Source organism: Candidatus Limnocylindrales bacterium (assembly GCA_035559535.1).
Classification (GTDB): Bacteria; Moduliflexota; Moduliflexia; order Moduliflexales; family JAUQPW01; genus JAUQPW01.
Window position 1 is genome coordinate 1 of record DATMBG010000048.1, and the last position, 24285, is coordinate 24285.

Here is a 24285-nt window from a genome sequence, read left to right on the forward strand (position 1 = left end):
TGCCGCCATAAAACAGAGCAAGCCCAGGGGCGGTCATCATCAAAACCAGGGCCGCTGAGGTCAGCATCCAGGCCGTATCTCCGGCACTAATTTGAGGGGGAGGGGTCTCCTCGGCACTCCATGCAAAGTTCAAATTTCCAACCCCCCCTATAAAGATGAGACTTCCTAGGAGAAGGCTCATTAATCTTACAGATAATTTTCCTGTCATGGGTAAAACCTCCTTAAATAATGGATAAATATTTTTTATCCCTAACTGCTGATTTTATGAGCAATGAGTATACCATATCGTTTAGAGTACGGGAAATCTTGAAATTCCACCGGAAACTATGGGCTCTGGATTACCGGATCAACTCCCATTTAGAAAGAAAACTTGATTAAACTTTGTGCAATCAGGAGAGGTTTAGCCTAATTTTTAGGCAATTCCTGTAAAGGTCCTTAGAACCGGGATGTTTCTAGACGGGAATTTATCCGGCTGGAAGGTATGGAAAAAACCTGTCAGGCCAAAAAGACTATTTTTTAGGCAGAACCGTTTTTTCAATCCCATCTTGCCCACAAATTGGGCACCGGGGATCTGAATAGATCTCGATGGAAAGGAGCCGGTAATTTAGCTCATCGTAATAAAGGTAATAGGGGTGCTGATCCCCGGGGTTTATCAAATAGTTTACCAGTAAATTGAGTCCTATATTTGCTATGACAGCATTCAGGGTAATAACACTGGGAGAGGATAAATGGGTATTCTGAATATAACCGGTGGCCCGACGAGCCTGTTCCAGGGTTTCTGAGTATCCTTGAACTTTTAGACCCTGGCAGAGTAAACAGGGCCCTCCGGGTCTATAAAATCGAACCTGGGCCCCTTTTTCCTGAAGAGTCCCTTCGGGGGAAAGAATAATCCCAGACCCCAGATCTAATAAAGGTTTTCCTTGCTGTGAGGCAAAGAGTTGCAAAGCCAGTCGGGAAAGATTATTATCTAGACCGCCAATCCAAACCTCTGGAGCAGGAAGAAGATCTTCAGTATCCAACAGGTTTTGGAGGTCGGTGGGAAAGGTTTTAACAAAGGCCTGGGGATTAAAAGAAAGGACGGTTTGTTTTAAAAACTCAACTTTGTATTTGCCCACATCGGATTCTTGAACTCCTGGGAGCCTGTTAAAATTGGACAGTTCCACACGGTCAGGATCTATGAGAAGAAATTTGCTAAAACCCACATGCATGGCACTTTGAACAAAGATGGCTCCAAGGCCGCCACATCCGAAAACGGCCAGGATGGTATCAAAGATTTTTTGTTGGGCCGCTTCTCCCAACCAACGAATATTTCGGTCCCACCGTTCTAAACTCAACAAATTATAAAGAAAGAAGAAAGAAGGCTAAATCTTCTCGTAGGATTTAACCTTCCTCTTCCCCTACTGCCGCTTTCCCTGTTGGAGTTCTGCTAACTGAATGAGCAGCATTTCGATAAAAGTTAAGATGTTATCATCTGAATGCCAGACGGGATGGACGCATATCCAACACCAGCCTTTGTCTACATACCGGTTAAAGTGTGAATACTGACTATCGAAATAGTGAGGGATATCCACCCATTTCCCCTCCCGATTCATTTTTAATCCGGGACTGATATAAGCTTCCTCTAAACCAACTCCATATTGGTAAAAATCCGGGATGATAATCAATAGATTGGTCCATTTTTGATTAAACCCGGGCGGAAGTTTCACCCGATTGATCTGAACCCAGCTATAGTCGTAACTCCAGAGTACGTGATCTTTACCGTAGATTTTCTCACACAGTTCAATCTCTGTTTTCAACCGTTTGAGGTTGCGCATAGAACCTAACCAGAGGCAAAAGAACTGAGGACCTCGATCCGGGCCTGATCTTTAACCGGAATCGGATGATATTCGGGAACTCGGGTATAGGAATCGGATTCGTCTTTAATCAGATAAATATCTTTGGTAGGGGGTATTTGAAGGGTTTTCCTTAACTCAGCTCCGGTTACTTTAGCCGGAACTTGCACAGGATGTCCTTGCACATCGTAAAGGGTCGGCATATCAACTCAAGGACCAGAAGTCAGAAATCAGGGGTCAGAAGCTCCCCGGCTCCTGGCCTCTGATTTCCAACTCCCTGGGTTTGCTAGGGTTTTTGGAGTTCTACCACCTTCCTAAAAAAGCCCTCCATTCTCGAATGGTATGATATCCCACATAACCAATAACCAAAATGAGGGCCAGAAGGAGAAGAGAGACCCAGTACACGGGATTATCTAAAAAGTGATCGTAGACGACCTTCAGGTAAAATCCTATCAAAATAAGATAGGTCACCGTTAAAAACAACATCAGCAGGTAAAGCCACCATTTATTCAGGGTTATAGCTAAAGCCCCGGATAAGATCGGAAGCCAAAGCCCTCCCCCATACCAGTTGTAAAAACCCAGTGAGCCTATGAAAAGTAAAACAGAGAGAATTTTTAATCCCCTTACCAGCATCCGAATCAGACGTGCAGATGTTCGCGGATAGGAAGAGGTAGAACGGGATGGATAAAAAGTTTCTGAAACTCCCAGGGGATTGACAGGTATCTCTCGTGACTGAACTTGTGGCATGCTCTTAACCTCCCAAAGGGATGAGGCAGGGTAATCAAAATCAGGTACGGCCTCCTCCCTTGTTCGTCTTTTATTCGCTTATTTAATAATGGAAATAAAAGACGAAACTTGTCAAGGGAAAAATTTAGAATTTTAAAAACAGGGGGTTTAGAAGTCAGATCCCGACAATCAAGCAAGGGTTGGCCGTTTGTAGACGAAATCTTGGGCTTAATGAAGGGGGAGAGGGTCCACAGGAAGGCAGATCGTGAGGAATTTAAACCACAAAAAGGAAAGTTTTCGATCGTCAAGCCAGGAGAAGATCAGATTCCTTCCATCTCCCGGATTTTTTCCGCCAGGAAGTTAAGTTGTTTTTGAAATTCTTCCTCAGAAGCTTCCAAATCGATAGTAACCACAGGTTTCCGCCCAACGATGCGCTTAAACCCAACATGTTCCTCTAGAATGAATTTATCCAAATCTCCTTTATAAATAAGAAGGAAACCCCCCTGAGGGTCTAAAATTTTTATAAAATCGTGTTCTCGCAAAGAAATTCCTCCTTATAGCTTTGCTTCAGAATAAAAGGATCAATTAACGGTTCGGCAATTTCTCCAACAGGTTGTTAAGATTATAACCTACAAGATAAATACGTCAAATTATTTATCATTTTTTCCTTGAAAGATTAAAAAAAGCAAAAAAGGTAAAACCGATACAAAATCCCAGGGACAATGCAACAATTATGAGGATAAGATCCATCATACAAACCCTCCCATGGGTAAACGGTCGGTCGGTATACAAAATTTATCCATCGACTTATCTTGCATGCTAAGATAGACCTTCAATAAAACCTGGATAGATAGAAATGTCAAGAAAAAAATTAAAAGGAGGGAATTCAACCTTCTTCCCTCCTTTCACAAGATCAGGGAGGATTTTCCCGTTAAGGGTCAGGATGTATCGGCTATTCCTCGACTTTTTTAATATAACGGGCCGAAACATATCCCACACGTCCATCGGGTAACTTAACCTTATACCACTCGCCGGAAGACTGGAGAATTTCAACTTCTTCTCCTTTCTTAAGCCTGGTAAGGACCTTAAAGGTTTCCCCCTCCCCTTCTCGCACATTCAGAGTTCCGGTTTTAATATTGGTAATTCCTTTAACGGGTTTTTTCTCTTTTCTGGGCGGTGGTGGGGCAGTTTTCTCTGAAGAGTTTGGGAGAGTGTTTTCCTTTGATTGATCGGAAACCTCGGAAGTAACCGGAGAGGGTTTTTTCTCCTCTATCTCTGCCGTGGTTTTTTCTTCTGATGGACTGGGAACTTCAGAGGGTTTTTTCTCCTTCATACCGACCCCAGAAGGGGGTTTCTCCCGGCCTGTATTAGGCTCTTCGGTTTTGGGCGGAGAGGTATCCAGGGGTCGGGCATCCAACTCTGCAACTTTTTCCAGGTCGATATCCAGGTCTCCATGCCTGGTTTTAACCTTCATCGTTTTCGTTAAAAATTCCCCTGTGAAAACATTGCCATCGTTCATTTTCACTTTATTATTCTGTACGGTTACAACATTTCTCATATCTAAGGCCAGATCTCCATAAGGGGATCGAATTTTTAACCTGTCGAGGAAAATATCTCCTTTAATGGAAGTGCCATCCCGAAGTTGGATTTGAGCAGAACGAATGCTAGGTTCCTGGGATATTTCTGGATTCAAATTAGTCGTTGGGGGAGGAACGGTTGGAGTTGCAGAAGGGGCTACAGTTTGATCGGAAGCAGGTGAGCGACCGGTAGGTTCTTGAGTTTTTCCCTTAGGAACAGGAGATGGAATCACTTTTTTTTCTGGAGGTGGTTGGATAGCCCCTTTGTTCTCAGTAACCAAGGGAGGTTTCTTACGGCTGGCAATGAAATCCAAACCCAACAGGATAAGCACCGTGATAAGTAAAAATCCCATAGCCAGTACAAGAAGCTTTTTCATGCTATCCTCCAGTTTTAATAGAATTTAAAGGTTTTCTTCTGCCGGGGTTCATAGTTATCACTATCTGTTAACCCAAATAAATTGTCAAGGGAAGGTTTTCGGCCCTTTCCGGTATTTTATATTCAATTTTATAGAATTGAATCTTCGTTCCCGGGCTTCAGCCCCATGCCTTTGACTTAAGGTTTAAACGTTCCGGCGAGGCTTCCTTTGGGTAGCAATGATGGAATCTAAAAATCTTCGACCTGAGAGACCTGCTGCAAGGGGATCCAAGGGATCAGAGAAATCATCCTTGTTTGATAAAGATATACTCAACCCCACGATTTCCTATAAAAACACTGATAAAGAAACTGATGATACTCAAAATAATAGCCCCCACCAGGGCAGACCAGAAGTCTGTAATCACAAAACCTTCTACGAGCTTAGAAGCCATCATGAGCATAAAGGCATTAACGACAAAGGTAAACAATCCGAGGGTAAGTATATTAAGGGGAAGGGTTAAAAGGAGAATGATAGGTCTCAGAAGGGCATTCAGGATTCCCAGAACCAAAGAAGCTATCAAAAGAGTTCCCAGACCCTGGATATCGATTCCCTTAACCAGCCAACTGGTCAGGCCTAAGGCGATGGCATTGATGAACCAGCGAATTAAGAATCCTCTCATAGAGATTTAAAGGGCAAGCCGGGATCCCTTAAAGGTTGGATCGGCCTTTGTCCTTTTTTTAAGATTTTATCAATTTATCGAAATATTCAAAACCATGCAAGCTCAACGGAAGCTGGCATGAAGTAGTCTTTATTCACTTCGACGAATATGGCAATCTTTACGTTTCAATACCTCCGGCAGGAGCTTGAGTCCGAGTCCTGGGGCCTGAGGAGGGCGGATCATTCCCTTCTCGATGGGAGGAAGGTCGGTAACCAATTGTCCATACCAGCCGTAGTAGAAGGCTCGAACGATCTCCTGGATAAAGCAGTTACGGGTATTCAGGGCCAGATGAGTTGAAGCCGTAAGTACCACAGGACCGGTACAATCATGGAAGGCCACAGGTACATGCCAGGCTTCGGCCATAGCCGCGATTTTACGTGCCTCTGACAGGCCTCCACACCAGGAGAGGTCCAGAATAATCAGACTCAAGGCATCCATTTCCAGGAGATAGCGAAAATCGGCACGTCCGCCACGGGTCTCCCCCACGGCAATGGGGACTGTTGTAGAACGGGCCACTTCTTCAAGGCTGTGCAGATGATCCATAAAGACCGGATCTTCGACCCAAAGGGGATCATACGGCTCCAGGGCGCGGGTTATTTTTACCGCCATGGGTCGGTTCCACAGGGAATGGAGTTCGGCCATTACATCCATCTTATCTCCAACGGCTTTTCGAATCTTCTCGAAGGGTTCCAGGGCCTTTTTAAGGTCCGCTGCGGAAATATACTGACCGTTAGAGGCTTCGGCAGCATAATCGAAGGGCCAAATCTTCATTCCGGTAATACCCATCTCCAGCAGGCTGTGGGCCAGCTCATCTGCACGGTTCAAAAAAGCCTCCAGATCTTCATAAGGGCCTTCCGTAGCCCCAAGACCGAAGTTCGCCGTACCCTGGGTGGGTCGATTTTGCACATATCTATACCCTGCACAGGTATTGTAGACCCGAATACTATCCCGGATGGATCCGCCTAAAAGTTGATGGATAGGTTGATGGGTTGCCTGCCCCCATAAATCCCACAAGGCAATATCGACGGCAGACCGACCCCGCATCTCGGCACTGGTTCCTACAAATCCCACATAACCGATGAGATGGGCCTGATGCCGATCGATTTTCAAAGGATCCTGCCCAAGCAAATAAGGTGCAATAATATGATGAATGTGGGCTTCCGCCGAATGGGGACCATAAAAAGTCTCCCCTAAGCCTACGAGACCCTCATCGGTATGAATCTGGACCCACAATAAGTTTGGAAACTCTTCCACACGGATCGTTTCAATAGCGGTAATTTTCATGAACTTCTCCTTTCCTCATGGATAGTACCGGTTAATAGAAAAGTTTATCTGACTAACATGGAAGGGATTCACTCCAAACCCCCCCCCGCCGATTAACAGAACCGACCTTCCCACCTAATAGCCCTTTCCACCGGTTTTCTCAGCCTATCCGCATCTTACTTGAATCGAGATCGTACCTGCTTATAGGCTTTCTCTAAATCCTCCATAGCCGAGTCAATCCCCATTTTTATATCTTCCCAGGCTTCTACACCGGCAGATTTCAGCCCTTCTAACTTCTTCTGGATTGCTTCTTTCTTCTTAGATAACTCGTCCAGCTTTTTACTTAATTCAGCCTTTAATTCTGTTCCTGTTTTTTCAGCCTTAACCTTCAAGTCGCCTATCCAGGTATCGAATTCCTTTATTTTCGCTTCCATTTTTCTCTGGTATTCTTCTTTTTGTTGCTTTGATTTTGAAACCGCAGCATCCAGGGTTGTCCGAAGATCCTCCCAGGCTTTCTCCACACTGGCCTTAAGATCCTTCCAGGTTTCATCACCGGCTTTCTTCAATTCCTTTAGTTTCTCCCGGGCTATTTGTTGCTTGGAAGACAATTCCTCAATGAGCTTATTAAGTTCGACTTTGGCTTCCGCGACCGCCTTTTCAGCCCTGGCTTTTAACTCATCGATTTTAGCACTCCATTCATTGAGTTGGGCTTCCATCTTTTTTTGAAAGGCTTCTCTTTCCTTTGATTCCATGATTCTCTCCTTTCCAATCGGGTACCCTTCCATATGAAAACTTCCTACGGAAATACCTCGAATATCGGAATAGACTCAATTAACCCTTAGCTCTGAAATTTGTATAACTCAGCTTTTATAGGCTGCATACTAACCCCAACTGCCATTCCCGTCAAGTAGATTCTCTCGAAAACCCGATAGGTCTTAATCGGAGCTTTTCTTTTGAATATTCCCTTAATCTTAAACTTTAAGTTGATAGTTTTAGTCTTTATCCCTTGAAGAAAGTAGTATTTTTAGATATTAGATAATATTAATCCGCCGCGAACCTAGTGTCCAATAAGGTTGTGGCAATCCCAGGAAACCCCTTTAACAGGGCAGCCTTACAGGCCCATTTCCGCAGGTCTGAAGCTAATAAGTAAAAAAAGTCCTGTGGGGACGGCCTATTTATAGCCCTTCATACCGGAGAAACCTTCAGGCTCTACAGGAGTGATCTGTAAAGATTTTTATAAACAGGTTGCCCCTCCCGGAGCTTGTGGGAGAAGAAGCTGGATAGAGAGGCAAATTTTATGGAAAAAATTCAAGAAACTTTAAATAAGATCCAACCCATCCATATTGAGCTTATGAAAAAAGCCCAGGCACGACTGGATCGTTTGACCAAACCCCAGGGGAGTCTTGGAAAGTTGGAGGAGTTTGCTAAAAAAATAGTGGGAATTACCGGTCGGGAGCGGCCTTCTCTGGAAAAGAAGATTATCTTTACCCTGGCCGGAGATCACGGAGTCGTCCGGGAGGGTGTCAGCGCTTATCCCCAAGAGGTTACTTCCCAGATGGTTTATAACTTTCTTCGAGGGGGGGCTGCAATCAATGTCCTGGCCCGACATGTGGGAGCCCGGGTTATTGTGGTAGACATGGGGGTTGCCGTCGATTTAAAGCCGCAGCCTGGGCTGATCATCCGAAAGATTGGATATGGTACTCGAAATATAGCCGAAGGACCTGCCATGACTCGAGAAGAAGCGGTCAAGACTATTGAAACAGGAATAGAACTTATGGAAGAATGGGGGAATGGGGACATTATCGGGATTGGAGATATGGGAATCGGAAATACTACCCCCAGTAGTGCCATCATTGCCTGTATAACAGGGGTAGAAGTCAAAGCGGTTACGGGGAGGGGTACGGGCATTACTGAAGCCCAGTTAGCCCACAAGATCCGGGTGATTGAAAAAGCTCTGGAAATCAATCATCCCGACCCCAAAGATCCCATAGACGTCCTGGCAAAGGTCGGTGGGTATGAAATAGGAGGTCTTGCAGGAATTGTCCTGGCTGCCGGAGCGCGTCGAATTCCGGTAGTTCTGGATGGACTCATTTCAACGGCAGCCGCCCTTATTGCCTATCAACTGGCTCCTGCTGTTGGCCCTTATCTTTTTGCCTCCCACAAATCCGTTGAGATTGGTCATGGTATCACGCTGGATAAAATGGGATTGTCCCCTATATTGGATCTCAGTTTACGTTTAGGGGAAGGTACAGGAGCTGCGCTTGCTATGGGCCTTCTGGAAGCGGGGGTTAAAATCTATAATGAAATGGCAACCTTTGAAGAGGCCGGAGTTTCCAGGAAATGAAAAATTCTGCCGAGAGCCCCAGGACCCTCATTGTTTTTATCGTTCAGGAGTTACCCGGAATAAGGGATTAAAATTCGGTTTTTTATAAAGCCTGGTTGCTTAGGAGCCTGGGCCTACTAACGGGTGTTTCCTACGTTGGTATAACTTAGTTTTTCGGTGTCGGCTCTTATCGAGCCTGTTTTCTGGAATAAATATTTTTACACCACAGGATTAAAGTCTCTAGCTCCTTGGAATCTCTTAATTGGAAAGGTGTTGTCGGGTAAGAGTGGAATATTTCCAGGGTTTTTTTAGCCAGTTCCTGCGTATTAAAGGTACCATCGATCCGATCTTGAGGTCGGCGAGACCAGATTAATCGATCTACTCTTACCTGGTCATCCTTCAAGGTTTCAGAGCTTATCATGTGTTGGAGGCTCTGCAGGGCGGCTTCTTTATTTCCAAGCTCAAAATAGGTTAGTGCCAGATAAAAGTAAGCATCTGCCAGCTCCTTACTGGCTTTATCCTCGTAATTCTGAATAAAGTCTCTATAAGCACCCGCTGCCTGTTCTAAACTGGAAGGATCCGTTATACCTCGCAGGTCCCGGACAATATAAAATTTCTTCTGATAATACCGTCCCAACTGGTAAGCCGCTTCTTCGGCTGTTGGGGTGTTGGGATATTTACGGATTAAGGATTGAAAAATCTCCACGGTCTTATCCGAGATATCATCGTTATTATAGAAAAAAAGACCTATTTCATATTCCTTCTCCGGGGTCTCTGCCATAATCCCTGGAGAAGACAATAAGCTATACAAACTAAAAAAAATAGCTAGGATATCTTTAATTCTAATTCTTAAATTCTTCATTTTACCCATGTGAGAATTTCTTCTTCACGTTTTCTTATCTGTTTCAGCGGTTCCTCCGAAAAGTTTGTCGATCAGCTCTAACCCCCACCAGCCACTCAGAAACCCGATCAGGAGGGTTCCTAAGGCATCTTTAGCTTGAAAGGAAAAGTTGAAAGCCGAGATTTCAAATCTTCCACTAAAAGCCAGGGTATAAGCAACCAGTCCAACCAGGCAAGAGCTTAGTAAATGAAACGGTTTCCAGGGCTCTTTAGTTTTTGTGAGTTTGAGGTAGCTCCCAATGCAGGTACCTAGCAAAAGAGGGAACAATAAATACAGATAAAGGGTCAAATCCCGAATTTGAAACGTAACGGGAACCGTGAAGCTAAAATCTCGAATACTTCTGCCGTATTCGTCTCGATAATTGATTTTAACCCTGGCCGTATCATCCGGGGAAAAGTTCCTGGAAAACAGGGTATTCCAGGGGAACGTAAGTACTCTGGCCTTGAGAATGATCTCGGCGTTTTTCTCTCCCGGAAAGATTTGCTCAGGATGTGTCTCGGTAACTTCATAAAGGTCCTGCCTGTTAAGTTCTACGATGACTTCATCCAGGAAGAGAATATAGTCCGGGAAGTTATTCTCCAAAGGAATGGTCAATATTTTTCGATCCCCCACATCCCATTTCTGATTACGATTCCAGCTTCCGGAGACCTCCAACAATCCACGATTGGTAGTTCCTACGTATAAAAGCTCTTCGATAGGGATCACTTCAAAATCCTTATATTGAATTTTAAACTGAATAGGGTGTCGCCTGGGGATCACTTTCGGATCTATCGCCAATGAATAAACAAATTCTTTGCAAACAATAGAACCGGAGACCTCTCCACAAAGCTGATCCCGTACAAACCGAAATCGGATTCCGACTCCTGAGTCCAGAGGACTTAAATCCAGGATTTTTAGCCTGGTTACATCCCCTTCCGGTTTCAACATGGCCTGAATTCGGATATTAAAGGGGGTATTCTCTTTTCCCTGCAAAGCCTGTTCTTTCGGATAGATGACCCAGACATTGAATAGCCCATAGTCCATCTGGGCTTTAAAGTTGGGATCTCCCAGACCCATGACAGTATCTTGGGCTTTAGCGGGTGTTAAAATCTCCATCAGAAAAGCCAATAAGATTCCATAACCCTTTAGTTCCCTGAATGGGAAGATATTTATAGGTAGTTGCATAAAAAGATCGTAAGAAGCTCAGAATAGATCCCTTTAATTCAAGATTATATTTGATTTTAACAGGGGAGAGAGAGACCTGTCAAGAACGAAGTCAGTTCACACCTCTTTTTGTTTCTTGACCTGATTTAGAGAGCGAATTACTTTAAAAGAGGAGTTAAAGGAGTGAAATTTGAAACTAAGAAGTCCAGTTAAACCCTTTTTGTGAAACTTATAGGAGGTGAATAAAAATGAAGCAGGGAATTTTCTTTTTAGGCATATTATTTTTGCTCAGCACAGCCCTTTATACCCAGGCAAATGCACAAACTGCGAAGGCAGAGTTGAAAAACTCAAAAGGGGAGAAGATAGGTACTGCAACGTTTACTCAGGAAGCTGAAGGGGTTAAGATCACGTTGGAGGTCTCCAATCTTCCTCCGGGCTCCCATGGATTTCATATCCATGCCGTGGGCAAATGTGAGCCACCCGACTTCAAATCCGCGGGAGCTCACTTTAATCCAACGGGAAAGAAGCACGGATTACAAAATCCCGAAGGACCCCATGCCGGGGATTTACCCAATTTAACCGTAGGGTCAGATGGTACCGCCAAGGTAGAGGTTGTAGCCAAGCAGGTAACTTTAGGTGAAGGTAAAAATTCTCTCCTACAGCCTGAGGGTACCGCCCTGGTGATCCACGCTAACCCCGACGATGAAAAGACCGATCCTGCCGGAAATGCCGGGGATCGTATCGCGTGTGGGGTTATTACCAAGTAGGGAAAAGAGTCGGAGATAGGATAGAAAGAGAAAAACAGAGATATCTCCAGGTTGAAGCCTCCGAGGTTTTAATTGCCTCGGAGGTTTTTTACTTTTAAAATAGTTTATAAGATCTGGCTACCTGATCGGATCCTGCCATTACCCTTAAAAGGAGGGAAAATATAAGATAAATCGAGTTTAGTCTTTTTCACCCTGTAGTGGTGTTAAATTTGCAGGTGAAAAGTCAATGGAGAATTAAAAAGTTTACGAGGTCCTGGCTGAGCAACGGGATCCCGACTTTTCATAAGGGAGTTCTCTTTAAGTAAAGAAAGGGGAGAATTTGTTCTCTTTGATAAAGAGGAAGGATCTTAAAGGTCATGGGCCCTCAGACAGTAAGATATTTTCCTTGACTTTAGAGTGGGAACCTGACTAGAAATTTGAATAGGCAAAGGTTCTAGTAGACTTGTAATTGTTCCCGATTTGATGTAATTTGAAAGGGAGGCGTTTTTTATGTTCGAAGACAAAACGAGAGAGATTCCTCAAGGACATCCTTTAAGACAACTCTTTCATAAATTAACCGAAGCTACCCTGGAAGGTATAGGAGTTAAAGACGAAGAACTGGTTTTTTACATCTCCGATTTACTGGTTCGATTTACCCATATCGATAATCTTTATAAACTCAGGAATACAGCCGGAGAACGCCTGGTTTATATTGTAGATATGCTCTTGGCAGCCAGTGAGGCAGATTTTCAACAACAGAGAGAGGTACGTAAGCATATTGGAGATTACTCCCTGTTTATTTTAGGTCTTTTTCCAGAAAGTCTGAGACGTCCTCGACGCCCCCTAAGTCCGGAATACTATGTTGAACAAGGCAAAGAGTCGTACTGGATTGTTGCAGAGATTGATCGATATAAACCTACGGCTTCTCTATTCAGGAAGTTATCGGATAACTTTGAATACTGTATCAACGCACTAAATCTTGAGAAGGAATACTTGCAGGATCCTGTTTATCAATATATCGGAAGACAAATGGGTTGGTAAACACGGGTTAATGAACTCCAGGTATATCCATGAATATTGAAAATATTCGTAATTTTTCTATTATCGCTCACATTGATCATGGTAAATCTACCTTAGCGGACCGATTATTGGAAATCACAGGAACCCTTTCAGACCGGGAGATGAAGGAGCAGGTTCTGGATAATATGGACCTGGAGCGGGAGCGTGGCATTACCATTAAGGCCCACGCCGTTCGCCTGGTGTATAAAGCCAAGGATGGTAAAGAATATCTTCTCAACCTTATCGATACCCCCGGACATGTAGACTTCTCCTATGAAGTGTCTCGAAGTCTGGCAGCCTGTGAGGGGGCCTTGCTGGTCGTAGATGCGAGTCAGGGGGTTGAGGCTCAAACTCTGGCGAATGTTTACCTGGCCATGGAAAATAACCTGGAGATTATCCCGGTTATCAACAAAATTGATTTGCCCAGTGCAGATATAGAACGGACGAAAGCTCAAATTGAAGACATCTTGGGTATTGACGCCAACGATGCCGTTCTGATCAGTGCCAAACAAGGTATAGGTATTGAAGACGTACTGGAGGCTATTATTCGAAGAATTCCTCCTCCTAAGGGAGATCCGGCAGCTCCGCTAAAAGCCCTTATTTTTGACTCCTGGTTTGATACCTATCAAGGGGCGGTCGTTTATATTCGTGTTTACGATGGAACCCTTAAAAAGGGGATGCGGATTAAAATGATGTCCAACGAAAAAGTCTTTGAAGTCAGTGAAGTAGGCATTCTTCGATTGGATATGATTCCCACCTCCGAATTGACGGCAGGGACCGTTGGCTACTTTATAGCGGGAATTAAGCAGGTCAGTGATACCAAAGTCGGGGATACCGTTACCGAAGCAGACCGACCGACCCCAACGCCTCTTCCCGGATTCAAGCACATCAAACCCATGGTTTTCAGTGGACTTTATCCTGTAGATAGCCAGGATTATGAAGCCCTTCGAGATGCCCTTGAAAAGCTTCGGTTGAATGATTCGGCTTTTTCCTATGAACCTGAAACTTCCGCCGCTTTAGGTTTTGGGTTCCGTTGTGGATTTTTAGGACTACTTCATATGGAGATCGTTCAAGAAAGACTGGAACGGGAATTCGATCTGACTCTGGTTACCACCGCACCCAGCGTGGTTTATCGGGTTATTATGAAGGATGGAAGTGTAATTCAGGTGGATAATCCAACCAAACTTCCCCCTCCCACCCAATATCAAAGGATTGAGGAACCTTATGTACTGGCAACGATTCTGGTTCCTACCGACTTTGTCGGAAACGTTTTGAAATTGGCCCAAGAACGACGAGGGATTCAAAAGAAAATGGAATATCTGGATAGCACGAAGGTCCTGCTCACCTACGAATTCCCCTTGAACGAAATCATTATGGATTTCTACGATAAATTGAAATCCTCCACGAAGGGTTATGCTTCTCTGGATTATGAACACATCGGTTATCGAGAATCGGATCTGGTCAAACTGGATATTTTATTGAACGGCGAACCCGTAGATGCCCTGTCGACTATAGTTCATAGGGAAAAAGCTTATTATCGAGGAAAGCAACTGGTTGAAAAAATGCGAGAGCTTATTCCCAGACAACTTTTTGAGGTAGCGATTCAGGCAGCCATCGGAGGGCGTGTTATAGCCAGAGAAACGGTTCGTCCTCTTCGGAAAAATGTTACGGCTAAATGTTATGGCGGAGATATTACCCGAAAACGAAAACTGCTGGAGAAACAAAAGGAAGGTAAGAAACGGATGAAGCAAGTGGGGCGGGTTGAAGTACCCCAAGAGGCTTTTATGGCTGTATTGAAGATCGATTAGAGTGTTTCTTACAAAGGCGCAAAGATGCAAGTAAAAAAATTTAGCTTCTTTGCGCCTTCGTGTTCCTTTGGAATGACTTGGTTTGAAATTGTGGTCACAGCCCTCATAGCCTTTATCCTGATCCTTGTTCTAAACTTAATTTTATAACTTTCAATTACTTTTTAATTGCTTTGTTATGGATCTTTTGGTCCTCAACGCTATAACCCAGGAACTTCAGAATACACTGATTACGGCCAGAATTACCCGGATCTATCAACCTGCCGATTTACTTTTAACCCTTTTTTTACGAAAACAAGGACAGGACTATCGTTTAGTTATTTCGGCAGATTCTTCTTATCCCTGTATCTACCTTCAGCAGCAGGTAACGGACAACGGACAGGGAACAAGGGAGGAACCTCAAAGTTTTAATAAATCCCTTAAATATCATTTACAGGGGGGATGGGTTGAGGACATTCACAAACCCCTTTTAGAGCGGGTGGTTTATATCGAAGTCTTCAAAAAAGAACTGGACGGAACCAAAACTTCCTTGCAACTCATTGTTGAAATCATGGGGCGTCATAGCAATATCATCCTGATCGATAAAACCAGTGGAAAAATTCTGGATAGTATCAAGCATGTGACGGCTGCCATGACTTCCTATCGTAGAATTGTGCCGGGAGCTCCTTATATTCCACCTCCCGAGCAGGAAAAGCTGGATCCCTGGAGCCTTACAAAGGAAGATTTCATGAAAATTCTCCTGGCCAGACCTCCAGAAAAACCCCTCTGGCAATATATTTTAGATACCTTTAAAGGTTTTAGTCCCCTCACAGCCAGAGAGGTTCAAGACCACCCGGATCCGGAGAGAGTCTGGAGTTCCTTCGAGAGAATAAGCAGGACTTTAAAATCCGGTCCCTACGAACCGGTCATTATCACCTACTCCCATCCCCAGGAAAAGAAAAGTCGCTCTTATCTTTCTCCTGTTCCCCTGATTCAATTTGAACAGGACCGGGTCCAAATCCAGAACTTCGGGAGTATGTCGCAAGCGGCTGAGGTCTACTACGCAGAAACCTTCATCCGATATCGGTTACAGGTCCTTCGATCTTCTCTTCTTCAAACCCTTCATCAGCGGCTGGTTAAAAACGAGAAAAAACAAAAACAGCTGGAAGAGGAACTGGCCCAGGCGGAAAAGGCTCAGGAATTCAAAAAGCTCGGGGAACTCATTACCGCCAACTTATCCCTTTTAAAAAAAAGTATTGATGAAGTAGAAGTCGTTGATTTTTACGATCCGGATCAGAGAAAGGTAAAAATTAGGTTGGATCCTCGATTGACCCCTTCCCAGAATGCCCAAAAGTACTTTAATCAATATGCAAAGTTGAAACGAAGCCTTCCTATTTTACAAGAACGTTTGGCAGCGGTTAATCAAGAAATAGCCTATTTAAAGGAACTTCAGTTTTTTGTTGAGGAGGCAACTTCTCTGGAAGAACTGGAGAAACTTAAAGGGGAAGTAAGGGGAGAAGAAGGAAGGAGGGGTAAAGGAAAGGAAAAACAGGAGACGACGCAATCCCCCTCTCCTTTTCGTCGTTTCATTTCCTCAGATGGGTTCCCGATCTGGGTAGGACGGAGTAGCCGGGAGAACGATCTGTTGACCCTTAAATTTGCCATCCCGGATGATGTATGGCTTCATGCTCAAGGGGTTCCCGGTTCCCATGTACTCATTTTAAACCGAACCCGCTCAGAATCTATCCCGGAGAGGACTTTAGAGGAGGCTGCTTCCCTGGCTGCTTATTATAGTAAGGGACGTGGCTTAGGAAAAGTCCCGGTTGACTATACCTTGAAAAAATATGTTAAAAAGCCGAAAGGGGCTCCTCCCGGATTGGTAACTTTAATAAAACACAAGACCATTTTAGCCATACCCAGGAAAGAGGTATAAAAGGTGGTAGTATAGAAGTATCGGGGTTCTCCCTTATATGCTCCCATCCTTCTATTCTCCATGAAGGCTCGATTGATTGTCGGTATTTCCGGGGCGACAGGAAGCATCTATGCCAGGCGGCTTTTAGAGGTTTTAAAGGCATCAGATCAAATCGAAACTCACCTTGTAATAAGTAAAGCAGGGAAAAGAACTTTGAGAGAAGAAACGCCCTGGCGTGTAGAGGAAATCGAAAGTCTGGCCCACTTCGTATATGAAGTAGAGGATTCTCAGGCTCGGATCCTGGATAACGACTTTGAAGCCCTGGGCATGGTGGTTATTCCCTGCTCTGTGAAGAGCATGGCGGCCATTGCTTTATCTACCCAGGATAACTTGCTGATTCGAGCTGCTAATGTTATTTTACAAACGGGTCGGAAGCTGGTTTTGGTTATACGAGAAACCCCTGTACATATAGGGCATATTAAAATTATGTTACGTTTAGCTGAAGCAGGAGCTATTTTACTTCCACCGATACCCACTTTTGAGCAGCGGCCTAAAACTGTCGATGATTTGGTAGATCAGGTCGTTCATCGGGTATTAAGGATATTTAAAACGTAAGGTTTAATACTTGGGTATTTTTCATTTTACGTTTCAAGCTTTGGGTCTTATGATTCAAAATCGAAAGGAAGAACATCTCAGGATTTGTTTAGAAGAGAATGTAGAGGCTCACCTTGTTACCTCCGGGTTTGAGAAATTTCGGTTTATCCATCAGGCATTACCGGAAATTGATCGAGATGAAATAGATGTCTCATTAACTCTGTTTGGTAAAAAACTTCGTGCACCCATTTTGATTTCTCCCATGACCGGTGGAAGTGAGGCAGGCAAAAAGATTAATCGGAACCTGGCATTAGCTGCTCAGAAAGTTGGAGTGGCTATGGGCGTGGGATCCCAGCGTATTGCCTTAGAATTTCCAGAACTGGCCCCTACGTTTCAAATTCGGGATCTGGCTCCGGATATTCTCCTGTTCGCTAATTTGGGGGCTGTACAGTTGAATTATGGCTATGGAGTTAAGGAGTGTCTAAAAGCTGTGGAAATGATAGAAGCAGATGGACTTATCTTCCACCTCAACGCGTTACAGGAAGCCTGTCAGCCGGAAGGGAACCGAAATTTTAAGGGACTGACTGCTAAAATTGGAGAAGTGTGTCGAAATTTACCGGTTCCGGTTTTAATTAAGGAGTGTGGTTGGGGGATATCCCGAGAGGTTGCCCAACGCTTGAAAGATACGGGGATTCAGGGAATTGATGTGGCCGGGGCGGGAGGAACTTCCTGGTTCTTTATCGAAAATTATCGAGCCAAGGCGAAAAAGAAGGCTTATTTAAGCGACTCCTTTAGAGAATGGGGTATCTCTACTGTGGAATCCCTGTTATGGGTTCGAGAGGTAGCCCCCCATTTGATTCTGATTGCCTCGGGTGGAGTTCGAACAGGCCTGGATATCGCCAAGGCCATTTCATTAGGTGCTACAATGGCTGGATTGGCTTTACCCATGCTAAAAGCAGCCACGCAATCTGCCGATGCAGTCGCCGAAAAATTAACGATCTTGATCGAAGAATTAAAAACGGCTATGTTCTGCATCGGAGCTTCCACCCTGGAAGAATTGCGAAATACTCCTTATCTCCGGAAAGTGAATGAAGATGTCTGAGTTCAAATTAAATACCATTGAAGAAGCTATTGAAGATATCCGTGCAGGTAAAATGGTCATTGTCGTTGACGATGAAGATCGAGAAAATGAAGGAGATCTGACCTGTGCGGCAGAAAAAGTAACTCCTGAGATCATCAACTTTATGGCCAAGTACGGTCGAGGGCTTATCTGTCTGCCTATGACCGAGGAGAGACTCAAGGAACTAAAGATTCCCCAAATGGTCTCGGAGAACACGGCCGCCTTCGGAACGGCTTTTACGGTTTCCATAGATGCCAAACGGAATGTTACCACGGGAATCTCTGCAGCAGATCGGGCCCGTACCATTTTAACAGCCATCGATCCCAAAACCAAGCCTGAAGATCTGGCAAGGCCCGGGCATGTATTCCCTTTACTGGCCCGGAAAGGGGGAGTCCTACGACGAGCCGGACAAACGGAAGCTGCCGTAGACCTGGCCCGCCTGGCAGGCCTATATCCCGCCGGAGTTATTTGTGAGATTATGAATGATGACGGAACGATGGCGCGCCTCCCTCAACTCCTTGAATTTAGAGAGAAGTTCGGTATTCGCGTGATTAGCATCGCAGATCTCATCAAGTTCCGTCTCAAAATGGAGCGATTTGTTAGCCGGGTTGCAACCACCCATATTCCTACAGAGTTTGGAGACTTTACGGCCATCTGTTATCAAAACGACCTGGATAATCTTCACCATGTGGCCCTGGTTAAAGGAGACGTTAAATCGAAAGAAAGTGTTCTGGTCCGGGTTCATTCCCAGTGTCTGATAGGAGACGTTTTTGGATCTCTGCGGTGTAGTTGTAGAGAGCAGCTTCGGAGCTCCATGGAAATCATCGAGCAAGAAGGGGTAGGCGTTTTACTTTACTTGAGACAGGAAAGTCAGGGGAATCTGTTGATCAACCGGCTTAAAGCTTACGAATTACAGGATCAGGGTCAAGATATTCCAGAAGAAGAGCCGGGTACCAAAATGGATTTACGGGATTACGGAGTTGGCGCGCAAATTTTAGTGGATCTGGGTTTAAAAAATATTCGTTTATTGACCAACAGTCCTAAAAGAATTGTCGGTTTGGAAGGATTTGGATTACATATAACCGAGTGTGTACCCATCAAGGGCAGGACGTAATGATCCGAAGACGCGGAGATTGTTTTTCAGATTCCTTCCTTCCGGCGTCTTCGTATCTTAAATCATGGATCTCCTCTCAGCCTTTGACATAAGTCGGGGAGAAGTGGTTTCCGTAGTGGGAAGTGGAGGAAAAACCACTTTAATTACAGAATTGGCCCATCAACTTACCAGGAAAGGCCTCAAGGTCTTGAGCACGAGTACCACCCATGCCCAGAAACCCACATCTTATCAAACGGAAAAATGGTTGATTGCGGAGGAGGAAACGGACCTCCTGGCCGCCATTCAAAAGCATTTTAAATCCTATCACCACATCACCGTACTCGGGCAGTATATCCGTAAAGATAAGTTGAAGGGCTTAGACCCTGCGCTGGTGTGTAAGTTAAACAGTTACCGTCTGGCAGATGTTGTCTTGGTTCATGCCGATGGGGCTCGAAAGAAATCGTTTAAGGCTCCCAGGGAAGATGAACCGATCATACCGGCCTGTAGTACCCGTTGTATTCTGGTCGTGGGAAGTGATATTATTGGAAAGACCCTCAACGAGGAAAATGTTCACCGCCCGGAAATGGTGACCCACTTTACTTCTTTACAGATGGGTGAAACGATCACGACCGATACCATCGTTCAGATCGTCAATCACCCTCAAACCTACTTCTGTAAGGTCCCGCCCGGGTGTCCGCTTATTCTCTATCTCAGCAAAGTGGGAAATCCCCAACGACAGCAATGGGCTGAGGAAATCAGATCTAAAGTTGACAAAACCAAAATTGCCAAGGTCGTGTGGGGGGACCTTCACCTGATCCCGAACTCTGAACCATGAACCATGGGCAGGCAGGAGTTGTTTATGGTTCATGCTTTCAGATAAAAAGGAGGGTAGACAGAATGAAAAGAAATATCGGTAAAGCTTCATTAGGATTTCTTTCTGGAGTTTTAGGGTTGGTGTTCACCCTTCAGGTTTCGGCTCAAGTCATTATTTCCGGCAATGATAGCAAAGCCCAGATCCAAAATGGTAAACTAGTTGTGGTTCCAGAAGGAGAACAGAATATTTCCATCATCGACCTCAAGGGACCTGCTCCGGTTGTAAAGGCCACACTGCCCATGATAAATAGCATCTTCGGTCCTCCTACCAATATTGCCATTGCCCCGGATGAAAGTATCGCCCTTATTGCCGAGGCTATGAAACTGGGAGAAGTGGAAGGAAAACCCGGGTTTGTGCCCAGCAATCTGATTCATATTGTCGATTTGCAGGCGGATCCACCCAAGGAGATCGGAACGGTGACCGTAGGAAAGCAACCCTCGGGTCTGTCCATTTCACCCAAAGGAGATATAGCCCTGGTTGCCAATCGGGCCGAGACCACCCTTTCTATTTTGAGTATTCGAGGTAAAGAGGTCAGCGTAGTCGGTACGGTGGACGTAGGGGATAATCCCACCCATGTAGTCTTTACTCCCGATGGTAAAAGAGCTTTGGCCACCAAGGCGTTGAAAAACCTGGTTGCTCTCTTAACGGTGGATGGGACGAATGTAACCTACACCAAGCGGGATCTCCCCTCTGGAATTTATCCTTATAATATCGATGTAACACCGGATGGGAAACTGGCCCTTGTAGCAAATACAGGGGCTATGGGCCGATCGGATGGAAATGTGGATACCATCACCATCATCGATCTGGAAGCAGATCCCCCTCGGGTCATTGACCATGTAGTCGTAGGGGATGCGCCTGAAGGGATTGCCGTCAGTCCTACCGGAAAAATAGCCATCGCCGCGCTTCTTAACGGGAGTGATGCACCTTCCGATGCTTTCTTTTATAACAAACGGGGTCGAATCGTAGTACTAGGGATTGAGGGTAAGAAAGTGACCCGTTTAGAAGACATTGAGCTGGGGGGAGTTACCGAAGCTCTTGCTTTTAGCCCAGACGGTAAATGGCTTTTGGTCGGTAATCTGCTGGATAAAGATATCTCGGTGCTGAAAGTCGAGGGGACCAAAGTAACAGATACCAAAGCAAATATAGCCTTGACGGCCGGTCCGGGTGCCATGCGGGGAAGAAGATAGCCGGGCTGATTGTACAAAATCTCCTTTCCCTTTGAGCCTGCAAGGGTATCTTTTTTATTTCGAGCTATAACCCTGAGTCGGGCGGAAGGATCAAGCTTGTTAAGCTTCATAAGAGCGACCTGTATCTCATCCAACCAGGCAGGTTGCCCGTATAGGGCTTAACCGGGTAAAAACCATGGACCTTAACCAATCCCATAAGATGCTATTTCAAGCCATCATCAATGACAAATCCATTCAGCTAGAAGTGGATCCCCAGAGAACCCTTTTAGATATTTTACGAGAAGACCTGGATCTGACGGGAGCTAAAAAGGCCTGTGATATCGGTACATGCGGATCCTGTACCGTTATCATGAATGGAAAAGGGATACTGGCCTGCATTACCCCTGCCGAGCGGGCCCATGGAAAGAGTATTCAAACCATTGAAGGAATTAGCCAGAATGGGAAACTACATCCTCTCCAAGAGGCGTTTATCAAAGGTCATGGCTTCCAATGTGGAATCTGTACTCCGGGCTTTATCATGGCTGCCAAGGCCTTACTGGATAAAAACCCAAATCCGACCGATCAGCAGATCAAAACGGCCCTTAAAACCAATATTTGCCGATGTACGGGTTACCAACAGCTTATTGAGTCAGTGAAGCTGGCTGCAGGCCAGTTGAAAGAAGAAGATATCAAAGCCAGAGAAACCGACAAATTCCGGATTGCACGGTATACCGATGAAGAAGACCAACATCTTCCCTGGGCTCGGCGAGAATTCAAGATTATCGGTAAGCCTCAACCCCGTATTGAAAGTGAATCTCGGGTAACGGGGAAGGCCAAATATACGGCCGATTATAAAATTCCCGGCATGATCTGGGGAGTTACCGTTCGAAGCACCTATACCCATGCCCGCATTTTAAATATAGATACTTCTTCAGCGGAGCAAATGGCCGGGGTTTACCGGGTTTTGACCTGGAAAGATGTTCCCGGAGAAAATGCCTATGGAAAGAAAATTCGAGATCAGCAGGTCTTTGCCAGGGAGAAGGTACGCTACTACGGAGAGCCTATCGCCCTGGTTGTGGCAGAAACCAAAAAGATCGCAGAAGAAGCTGCCCGACTCGTTAAAATCGACTACGAGATTTTACCCGGCGTATACGACCCAGAAGAAGCCATGAAACCCGATGCCCCTCAGGTCCATGAGAAAGGAAATATCCTTTCCCATTATCACCTGGAAAAAGGGGATATTGCCAAAGGGTTCGCCGAAGCCGAGGTTATTATCGAGCGAAAGTACACGACTCAACCCCAGGACCATTCCCCTCTGGAATCTGAAGCCGCCCTGGCCTATTATGGAGAAGATGGTAAGCTAACCGTTATCTCTCCGGGTCAGAGTGTCTTTTTTGATCGGCTGAATATTATTCGGGCCCTGGGTATTCCCAAAGAAGATGTCCGCTGTATCCAGGCGGCCATTGGGGCTGCTTATGGAAAACGAGAAGCCATCTACGCCCAGATCCATGCTGCGCTGGCCACTTTTTTAACCGGAAAGCCGGTTAAGATAGAATATTCCCGTGAAGAGACCATGCTGGTTACGACCAAACGGACCCAACTCCGTACCTACCTGAAAACCGGAGTCAAGAAAACCGGTGAAATTGTAGCTTTAGAAGCCCGAATTATTGGAGATGCGGGGGCCTATGCCTCCTGGTCCCTCAACATCATGCGGAAAGCGGGCGTTTTGGTCAGTGGTCCCTATGAAATTCCTCATATCAAGGTGGATTCTTATGCTGTTTATACCAATAACCCCATCACGTGTGCCACCCGGGGATTTGGTGCTGCAGAGACCGAATTCTGTACCGAATCCCATGTAGATGAAATGGCCCATGCTATCGGGATGGATCCCATGGAGTTTCGATTAAAGAATGTACTGCGACGTGGCTCTAAGACCTCGACGGATTTTCAGTTAGATTTCTATATTCCGGCCACAGATACTATCCTCGAAGCCGATAAAAACTTCCACTGGAAGGAAAAGAAAAGCCTGCCTAAGGTGGTTTCAGACGATATTCGTCGGGGGGTTGGGATGGCAACCATCTGGTATGGGATTGGCTTCGGTTCCGGTATAGAAGATACAACCGATGTTATTGTTGAATTGAACGAGGATGGAACAGCAACGGTTTATGTCGGGACGGTAGACTATGGGAACGGTTCGAATACGACTTTTGCAATGTTAACGGCTGAGATGTTGGGACTTTCGCTGGATAAAGTTAACATTGTCAACGGAGACTCAGATCGTACGAAAAATTGTGGTTCTACGGTGGCAACCAAACAGACCTATACCACGGGAAATGCGGTTGTTGTTGCCTGTATTCCCCTGCGTAAGGACATTTTTTCCATTGCCTCAAAACTTCTAAATATTCCAGAAGAAGAAGTAGATATTGGGTTCAATGAAGCCTATTCCATGAAAGATCCAGATAAAAAGATCCCCATGACCTTCCTTGCCAAACAGTTTCGTCAATTTGGGAAACCTCGTCGACGGGAAGGGCTTTTTCATCATCAGAAATTGACTACTCCCCTGGATCCTAAAACAGGGACTGGAAAAGCCTGGTTCCCGATTGCCTTTGGAACCCAAATGGCCGAAGTCGAAGTAAATGTAAAAACGGGTAAAGTCAAAGTTCTTAAGATAGTAGCAGCTCACCATGTCGGTCGGGTTCTAAATCCCCAGTCGGTTCGAGGGCAGATTGTAGGAGGTATTTCTTTTGGCTGGGGTTTTGCGCTCTGTGAGGATGCCAATTACCAGAACGGTATCCCCCAGAACCTGAACTATGATAAATATAAACTCATGCGGTCCACCGATTATCCCGATATCGAAGTGATTGCCCTGGAAAAGGATGAGAAAAGTGGTCCCTTTGGGGCAATCGGAATCGGCGAACCTCCTACCATTCCGGTCGCACCCGCTATTGCCAACGCCGTTTATGATGCTATCGGAGTTCGAGTCTACGACTTACCTATTACTCCGGAGAAGGTACGTTCTTTGTTACCCCTTTAATCTTTTCCCACTTCCAGAACAGGAACCGGGTGGCCTGTGCTAATCCTCTCCTTCCCTCATA

At 45.2% G+C, this 24285-nt stretch carries 23 protein-coding genes; 11 read left to right on the forward strand and 12 right to left on the reverse strand.

The genetic code is table 11. The features are described from left to right. The 10 genes from VNM22_17935 to VNM22_17980 form a co-directional block, all read right to left on the reverse strand. Positions 1-208: hypothetical protein (locus VNM22_17935; GenBank protein HWP49041.1), on the reverse strand; the 208-nt coding region annotated here is incomplete at its 3' end. A 301-nt stretch (positions 209-509) separates the two neighbouring features. Beyond that, positions 510-1334: a ThiF family adenylyltransferase gene (locus VNM22_17940; GenBank protein ID HWP49042.1), complete on the reverse strand. Its 825-nt coding sequence runs from the start codon at positions 1332-1334 to the stop codon at positions 510-512. Between the two features lie 63 nt (positions 1335-1397). Then, positions 1398-1814, reverse strand: a complete 417-nt coding sequence (locus tag VNM22_17945; GenBank protein ID HWP49043.1) for a hypothetical protein — start codon at positions 1812-1814, stop codon at positions 1398-1400. Between the two features lie 5 nt (positions 1815-1819). After that, entirely contained in the window at positions 1820-2035 is a 216-nt protein-coding gene (locus tag VNM22_17950; protein ID HWP49044.1) for a hypothetical protein, read from the reverse strand. A 100-nt stretch (positions 2036-2135) separates the two neighbouring features. Beyond that, entirely contained in the window at positions 2136-2579 is a 444-nt protein-coding gene (locus tag VNM22_17955) for a hypothetical protein (GenBank protein HWP49045.1), read from the reverse strand. Between the two features lie 299 nt (positions 2580-2878). Then, the gene (locus VNM22_17960) at positions 2879-3100 is read right to left on the reverse strand and encodes a hypothetical protein (GenBank protein HWP49046.1); all 222 of its coding nucleotides are present in this window, start codon (positions 3098-3100) and stop codon (positions 2879-2881) included. A 410-nt stretch (positions 3101-3510) separates the two neighbouring features. Beyond that, a complete protein-coding gene (locus VNM22_17965) occupies positions 3511-4512 on the reverse strand; it encodes an SH3 domain-containing protein (GenBank protein HWP49047.1) in 1002 nt (333 codons plus the stop codon). Between the two features lie 283 nt (positions 4513-4795). Beyond that, positions 4796-5170: a phage holin family protein gene (locus VNM22_17970; GenBank protein HWP49048.1), complete on the reverse strand. Its 375-nt coding sequence runs from the start codon at positions 5168-5170 to the stop codon at positions 4796-4798. A 129-nt stretch (positions 5171-5299) separates the two neighbouring features. Then, positions 5300-6493, reverse strand: a complete 1194-nt coding sequence (locus tag VNM22_17975) for a mandelate racemase/muconate lactonizing enzyme family protein (GenBank protein ID HWP49049.1) — start codon at positions 6491-6493, stop codon at positions 5300-5302. A 155-nt stretch (positions 6494-6648) separates the two neighbouring features. Next, positions 6649-7224, reverse strand: coding sequence for a hypothetical protein (locus VNM22_17980; protein HWP49050.1), 576 nt, complete (start codon positions 7222-7224; stop codon positions 6649-6651). A gap of 545 nt (positions 7225-7769) precedes the next feature. Here VNM22_17980 and cobT point away from each other — a divergent pair. Then, positions 7770-8816 (forward strand): nicotinate-nucleotide--dimethylbenzimidazole phosphoribosyltransferase, encoded by a 1047-nt coding sequence (gene cobT, locus VNM22_17985; protein ID HWP49051.1) that lies wholly within the window; start codon positions 7770-7772, stop codon positions 8814-8816. Between the two features lie 166 nt (positions 8817-8982). On the opposite strand, the gene VNM22_17990 is transcribed toward cobT, so the two are convergent. Together VNM22_17990 and VNM22_17995 are read right to left on the reverse strand one after the other, a co-directional pair. Then, on the reverse strand, positions 8983-9666 hold the full coding sequence (locus VNM22_17990; protein HWP49052.1) for a tetratricopeptide repeat protein: 684 nt from the start codon (positions 9664-9666) through the stop codon (positions 8983-8985). 15 nt (positions 9667-9681) lie between these two features. Next, complete coding sequence (locus tag VNM22_17995) at positions 9682-10860, reverse strand: hypothetical protein (GenBank protein HWP49053.1); 1179 nt, start codon at positions 10858-10860, stop codon at positions 9682-9684. 227 nt (positions 10861-11087) lie between these two features. Here VNM22_17995 and VNM22_18000 point away from each other — a divergent pair, with 227 nt between their 5' ends. The 10 genes from VNM22_18000 (at position 11088) to VNM22_18045 (ending at position 24224) form a co-directional block, all read left to right on the forward strand. After that, a complete protein-coding gene (locus tag VNM22_18000) occupies positions 11088-11606 on the forward strand; it encodes a superoxide dismutase family protein (GenBank protein ID HWP49054.1) in 519 nt (172 codons plus the stop codon). A 489-nt stretch (positions 11607-12095) separates the two neighbouring features. Further along, positions 12096-12626 carry a hypothetical protein gene (locus tag VNM22_18005; GenBank protein ID HWP49055.1) on the forward strand — a complete coding sequence of 177 codons (531 nt, stop codon included), beginning with the start codon at positions 12096-12098 and terminating at the stop codon, positions 12624-12626. Positions 12627-12655: 29 nt separating this feature from the next. Further along, positions 12656-14452, forward strand: a complete 1797-nt coding sequence (lepA, locus tag VNM22_18010; protein ID HWP49056.1) for a translation elongation factor 4 — start codon at positions 12656-12658, stop codon at positions 14450-14452. Positions 14453-14627: 175 nt separating this feature from the next. Beyond that, the gene (locus VNM22_18015; GenBank protein HWP49057.1) at positions 14628-16361 is read left to right on the forward strand and encodes an NFACT RNA binding domain-containing protein; all 1734 of its coding nucleotides are present in this window, start codon (positions 14628-14630) and stop codon (positions 16359-16361) included. Positions 16362-16421: 60 nt separating this feature from the next. Continuing rightward, positions 16422-16955 carry a UbiX family flavin prenyltransferase gene (locus VNM22_18020; GenBank protein HWP49058.1) on the forward strand — a complete coding sequence of 178 codons (534 nt, stop codon included), beginning with the start codon at positions 16422-16424 and terminating at the stop codon, positions 16953-16955. Between the two features lie 49 nt (positions 16956-17004). Next, the gene (gene fni / locus VNM22_18025; GenBank protein HWP49059.1) at positions 17005-18036 is read left to right on the forward strand and encodes a type 2 isopentenyl-diphosphate Delta-isomerase; all 1032 of its coding nucleotides are present in this window, start codon (positions 17005-17007) and stop codon (positions 18034-18036) included. After that, positions 18029-19168 carry a 3,4-dihydroxy-2-butanone-4-phosphate synthase gene (gene ribB / locus VNM22_18030; GenBank protein ID HWP49060.1) on the forward strand — a complete coding sequence of 380 codons (1140 nt, stop codon included), beginning with the start codon at positions 18029-18031 and terminating at the stop codon, positions 19166-19168. Before fni ends, ribB begins: the two co-directional genes overlap by 8 nt. Positions 19169-19232: 64 nt before the next feature. Next, on the forward strand, positions 19233-19982 hold the full coding sequence (yqeC, locus tag VNM22_18035; protein ID HWP49061.1) for a selenium cofactor biosynthesis protein YqeC: 750 nt from the start codon (positions 19233-19235) through the stop codon (positions 19980-19982). Between the two features lie 62 nt (positions 19983-20044). Beyond that, complete coding sequence (locus VNM22_18040) at positions 20045-21211, forward strand: YncE family protein (protein HWP49062.1); 1167 nt, start codon at positions 20045-20047, stop codon at positions 21209-21211. Between the two features lie 175 nt (positions 21212-21386). After that, positions 21387-24224, forward strand: a complete 2838-nt coding sequence (locus tag VNM22_18045) for a molybdopterin cofactor-binding domain-containing protein (protein ID HWP49063.1) — start codon at positions 21387-21389, stop codon at positions 24222-24224. Positions 24225-24285: the final 61 nt, after the last annotated feature.

Excerpts from the sequence above, each read along its gene's own strand:
- VNM22_17990 (HWP49052.1), bottom strand. The coding sequence starts at position 9,666 with ATGGGTAAAATGAAGAATTTAAGAATTAGAATTAAAGATATCCTAGCT.
- VNM22_18045 (HWP49063.1), top strand. The coding sequence starts at position 21,387 with ATGGACCTTAACCAATCCCATAAGATGCTATTTCAAGCCATCATCAAT.
- lepA (HWP49056.1), top strand. The coding sequence starts at position 12,656 with ATGAATATTGAAAATATTCGTAATTTTTCTATTATCGCTCACATTGAT.
- VNM22_17955 (HWP49045.1), bottom strand. The coding sequence starts at position 2,579 with ATGCCACAAGTTCAGTCACGAGAGATACCTGTCAATCCCCTGGGAGTT.
- VNM22_18040 (HWP49062.1), top strand. The coding sequence starts at position 20,045 with ATGAAAAGAAATATCGGTAAAGCTTCATTAGGATTTCTTTCTGGAGTT.
- VNM22_18015 (HWP49057.1), top strand. The coding sequence starts at position 14,628 with ATGGATCTTTTGGTCCTCAACGCTATAACCCAGGAACTTCAGAATACA.
- VNM22_17995 (HWP49053.1), bottom strand. The coding sequence starts at position 10,860 with ATGCAACTACCTATAAATATCTTCCCATTCAGGGAACTAAAGGGTTAT.
- VNM22_17975 (HWP49049.1), bottom strand. The coding sequence starts at position 6,493 with ATGAAAATTACCGCTATTGAAACGATCCGTGTGGAAGAGTTTCCAAAC.
- yqeC (HWP49061.1), top strand. The coding sequence starts at position 19,233 with ATGGATCTCCTCTCAGCCTTTGACATAAGTCGGGGAGAAGTGGTTTCC.
- VNM22_18000 (HWP49054.1), top strand. The coding sequence starts at position 11,088 with ATGAAGCAGGGAATTTTCTTTTTAGGCATATTATTTTTGCTCAGCACA.
- ribB (HWP49060.1), top strand. The coding sequence starts at position 18,029 with ATGTCTGAGTTCAAATTAAATACCATTGAAGAAGCTATTGAAGATATC.
- VNM22_17965 (HWP49047.1), bottom strand. The coding sequence starts at position 4,512 with ATGAAAAAGCTTCTTGTACTGGCTATGGGATTTTTACTTATCACGGTG.
- VNM22_18020 (HWP49058.1), top strand. The coding sequence starts at position 16,422 with ATGAAGGCTCGATTGATTGTCGGTATTTCCGGGGCGACAGGAAGCATC.
- cobT (HWP49051.1), top strand. The coding sequence starts at position 7,770 with ATGGAAAAAATTCAAGAAACTTTAAATAAGATCCAACCCATCCATATT.
- VNM22_17970 (HWP49048.1), bottom strand. The coding sequence starts at position 5,170 with ATGAGAGGATTCTTAATTCGCTGGTTCATCAATGCCATCGCCTTAGGC.
- VNM22_17945 (HWP49043.1), bottom strand. The coding sequence starts at position 1,814 with ATGCGCAACCTCAAACGGTTGAAAACAGAGATTGAACTGTGTGAGAAA.
- VNM22_18005 (HWP49055.1), top strand. The coding sequence starts at position 12,096 with ATGTTCGAAGACAAAACGAGAGAGATTCCTCAAGGACATCCTTTAAGA.
- fni (HWP49059.1), top strand. The coding sequence starts at position 17,005 with ATGATTCAAAATCGAAAGGAAGAACATCTCAGGATTTGTTTAGAAGAG.
- VNM22_17980 (HWP49050.1), bottom strand. The coding sequence starts at position 7,224 with ATGGAATCAAAGGAAAGAGAAGCCTTTCAAAAAAAGATGGAAGCCCAA.
- VNM22_17950 (HWP49044.1), bottom strand. The coding sequence starts at position 2,035 with ATGCCGACCCTTTACGATGTGCAAGGACATCCTGTGCAAGTTCCGGCT.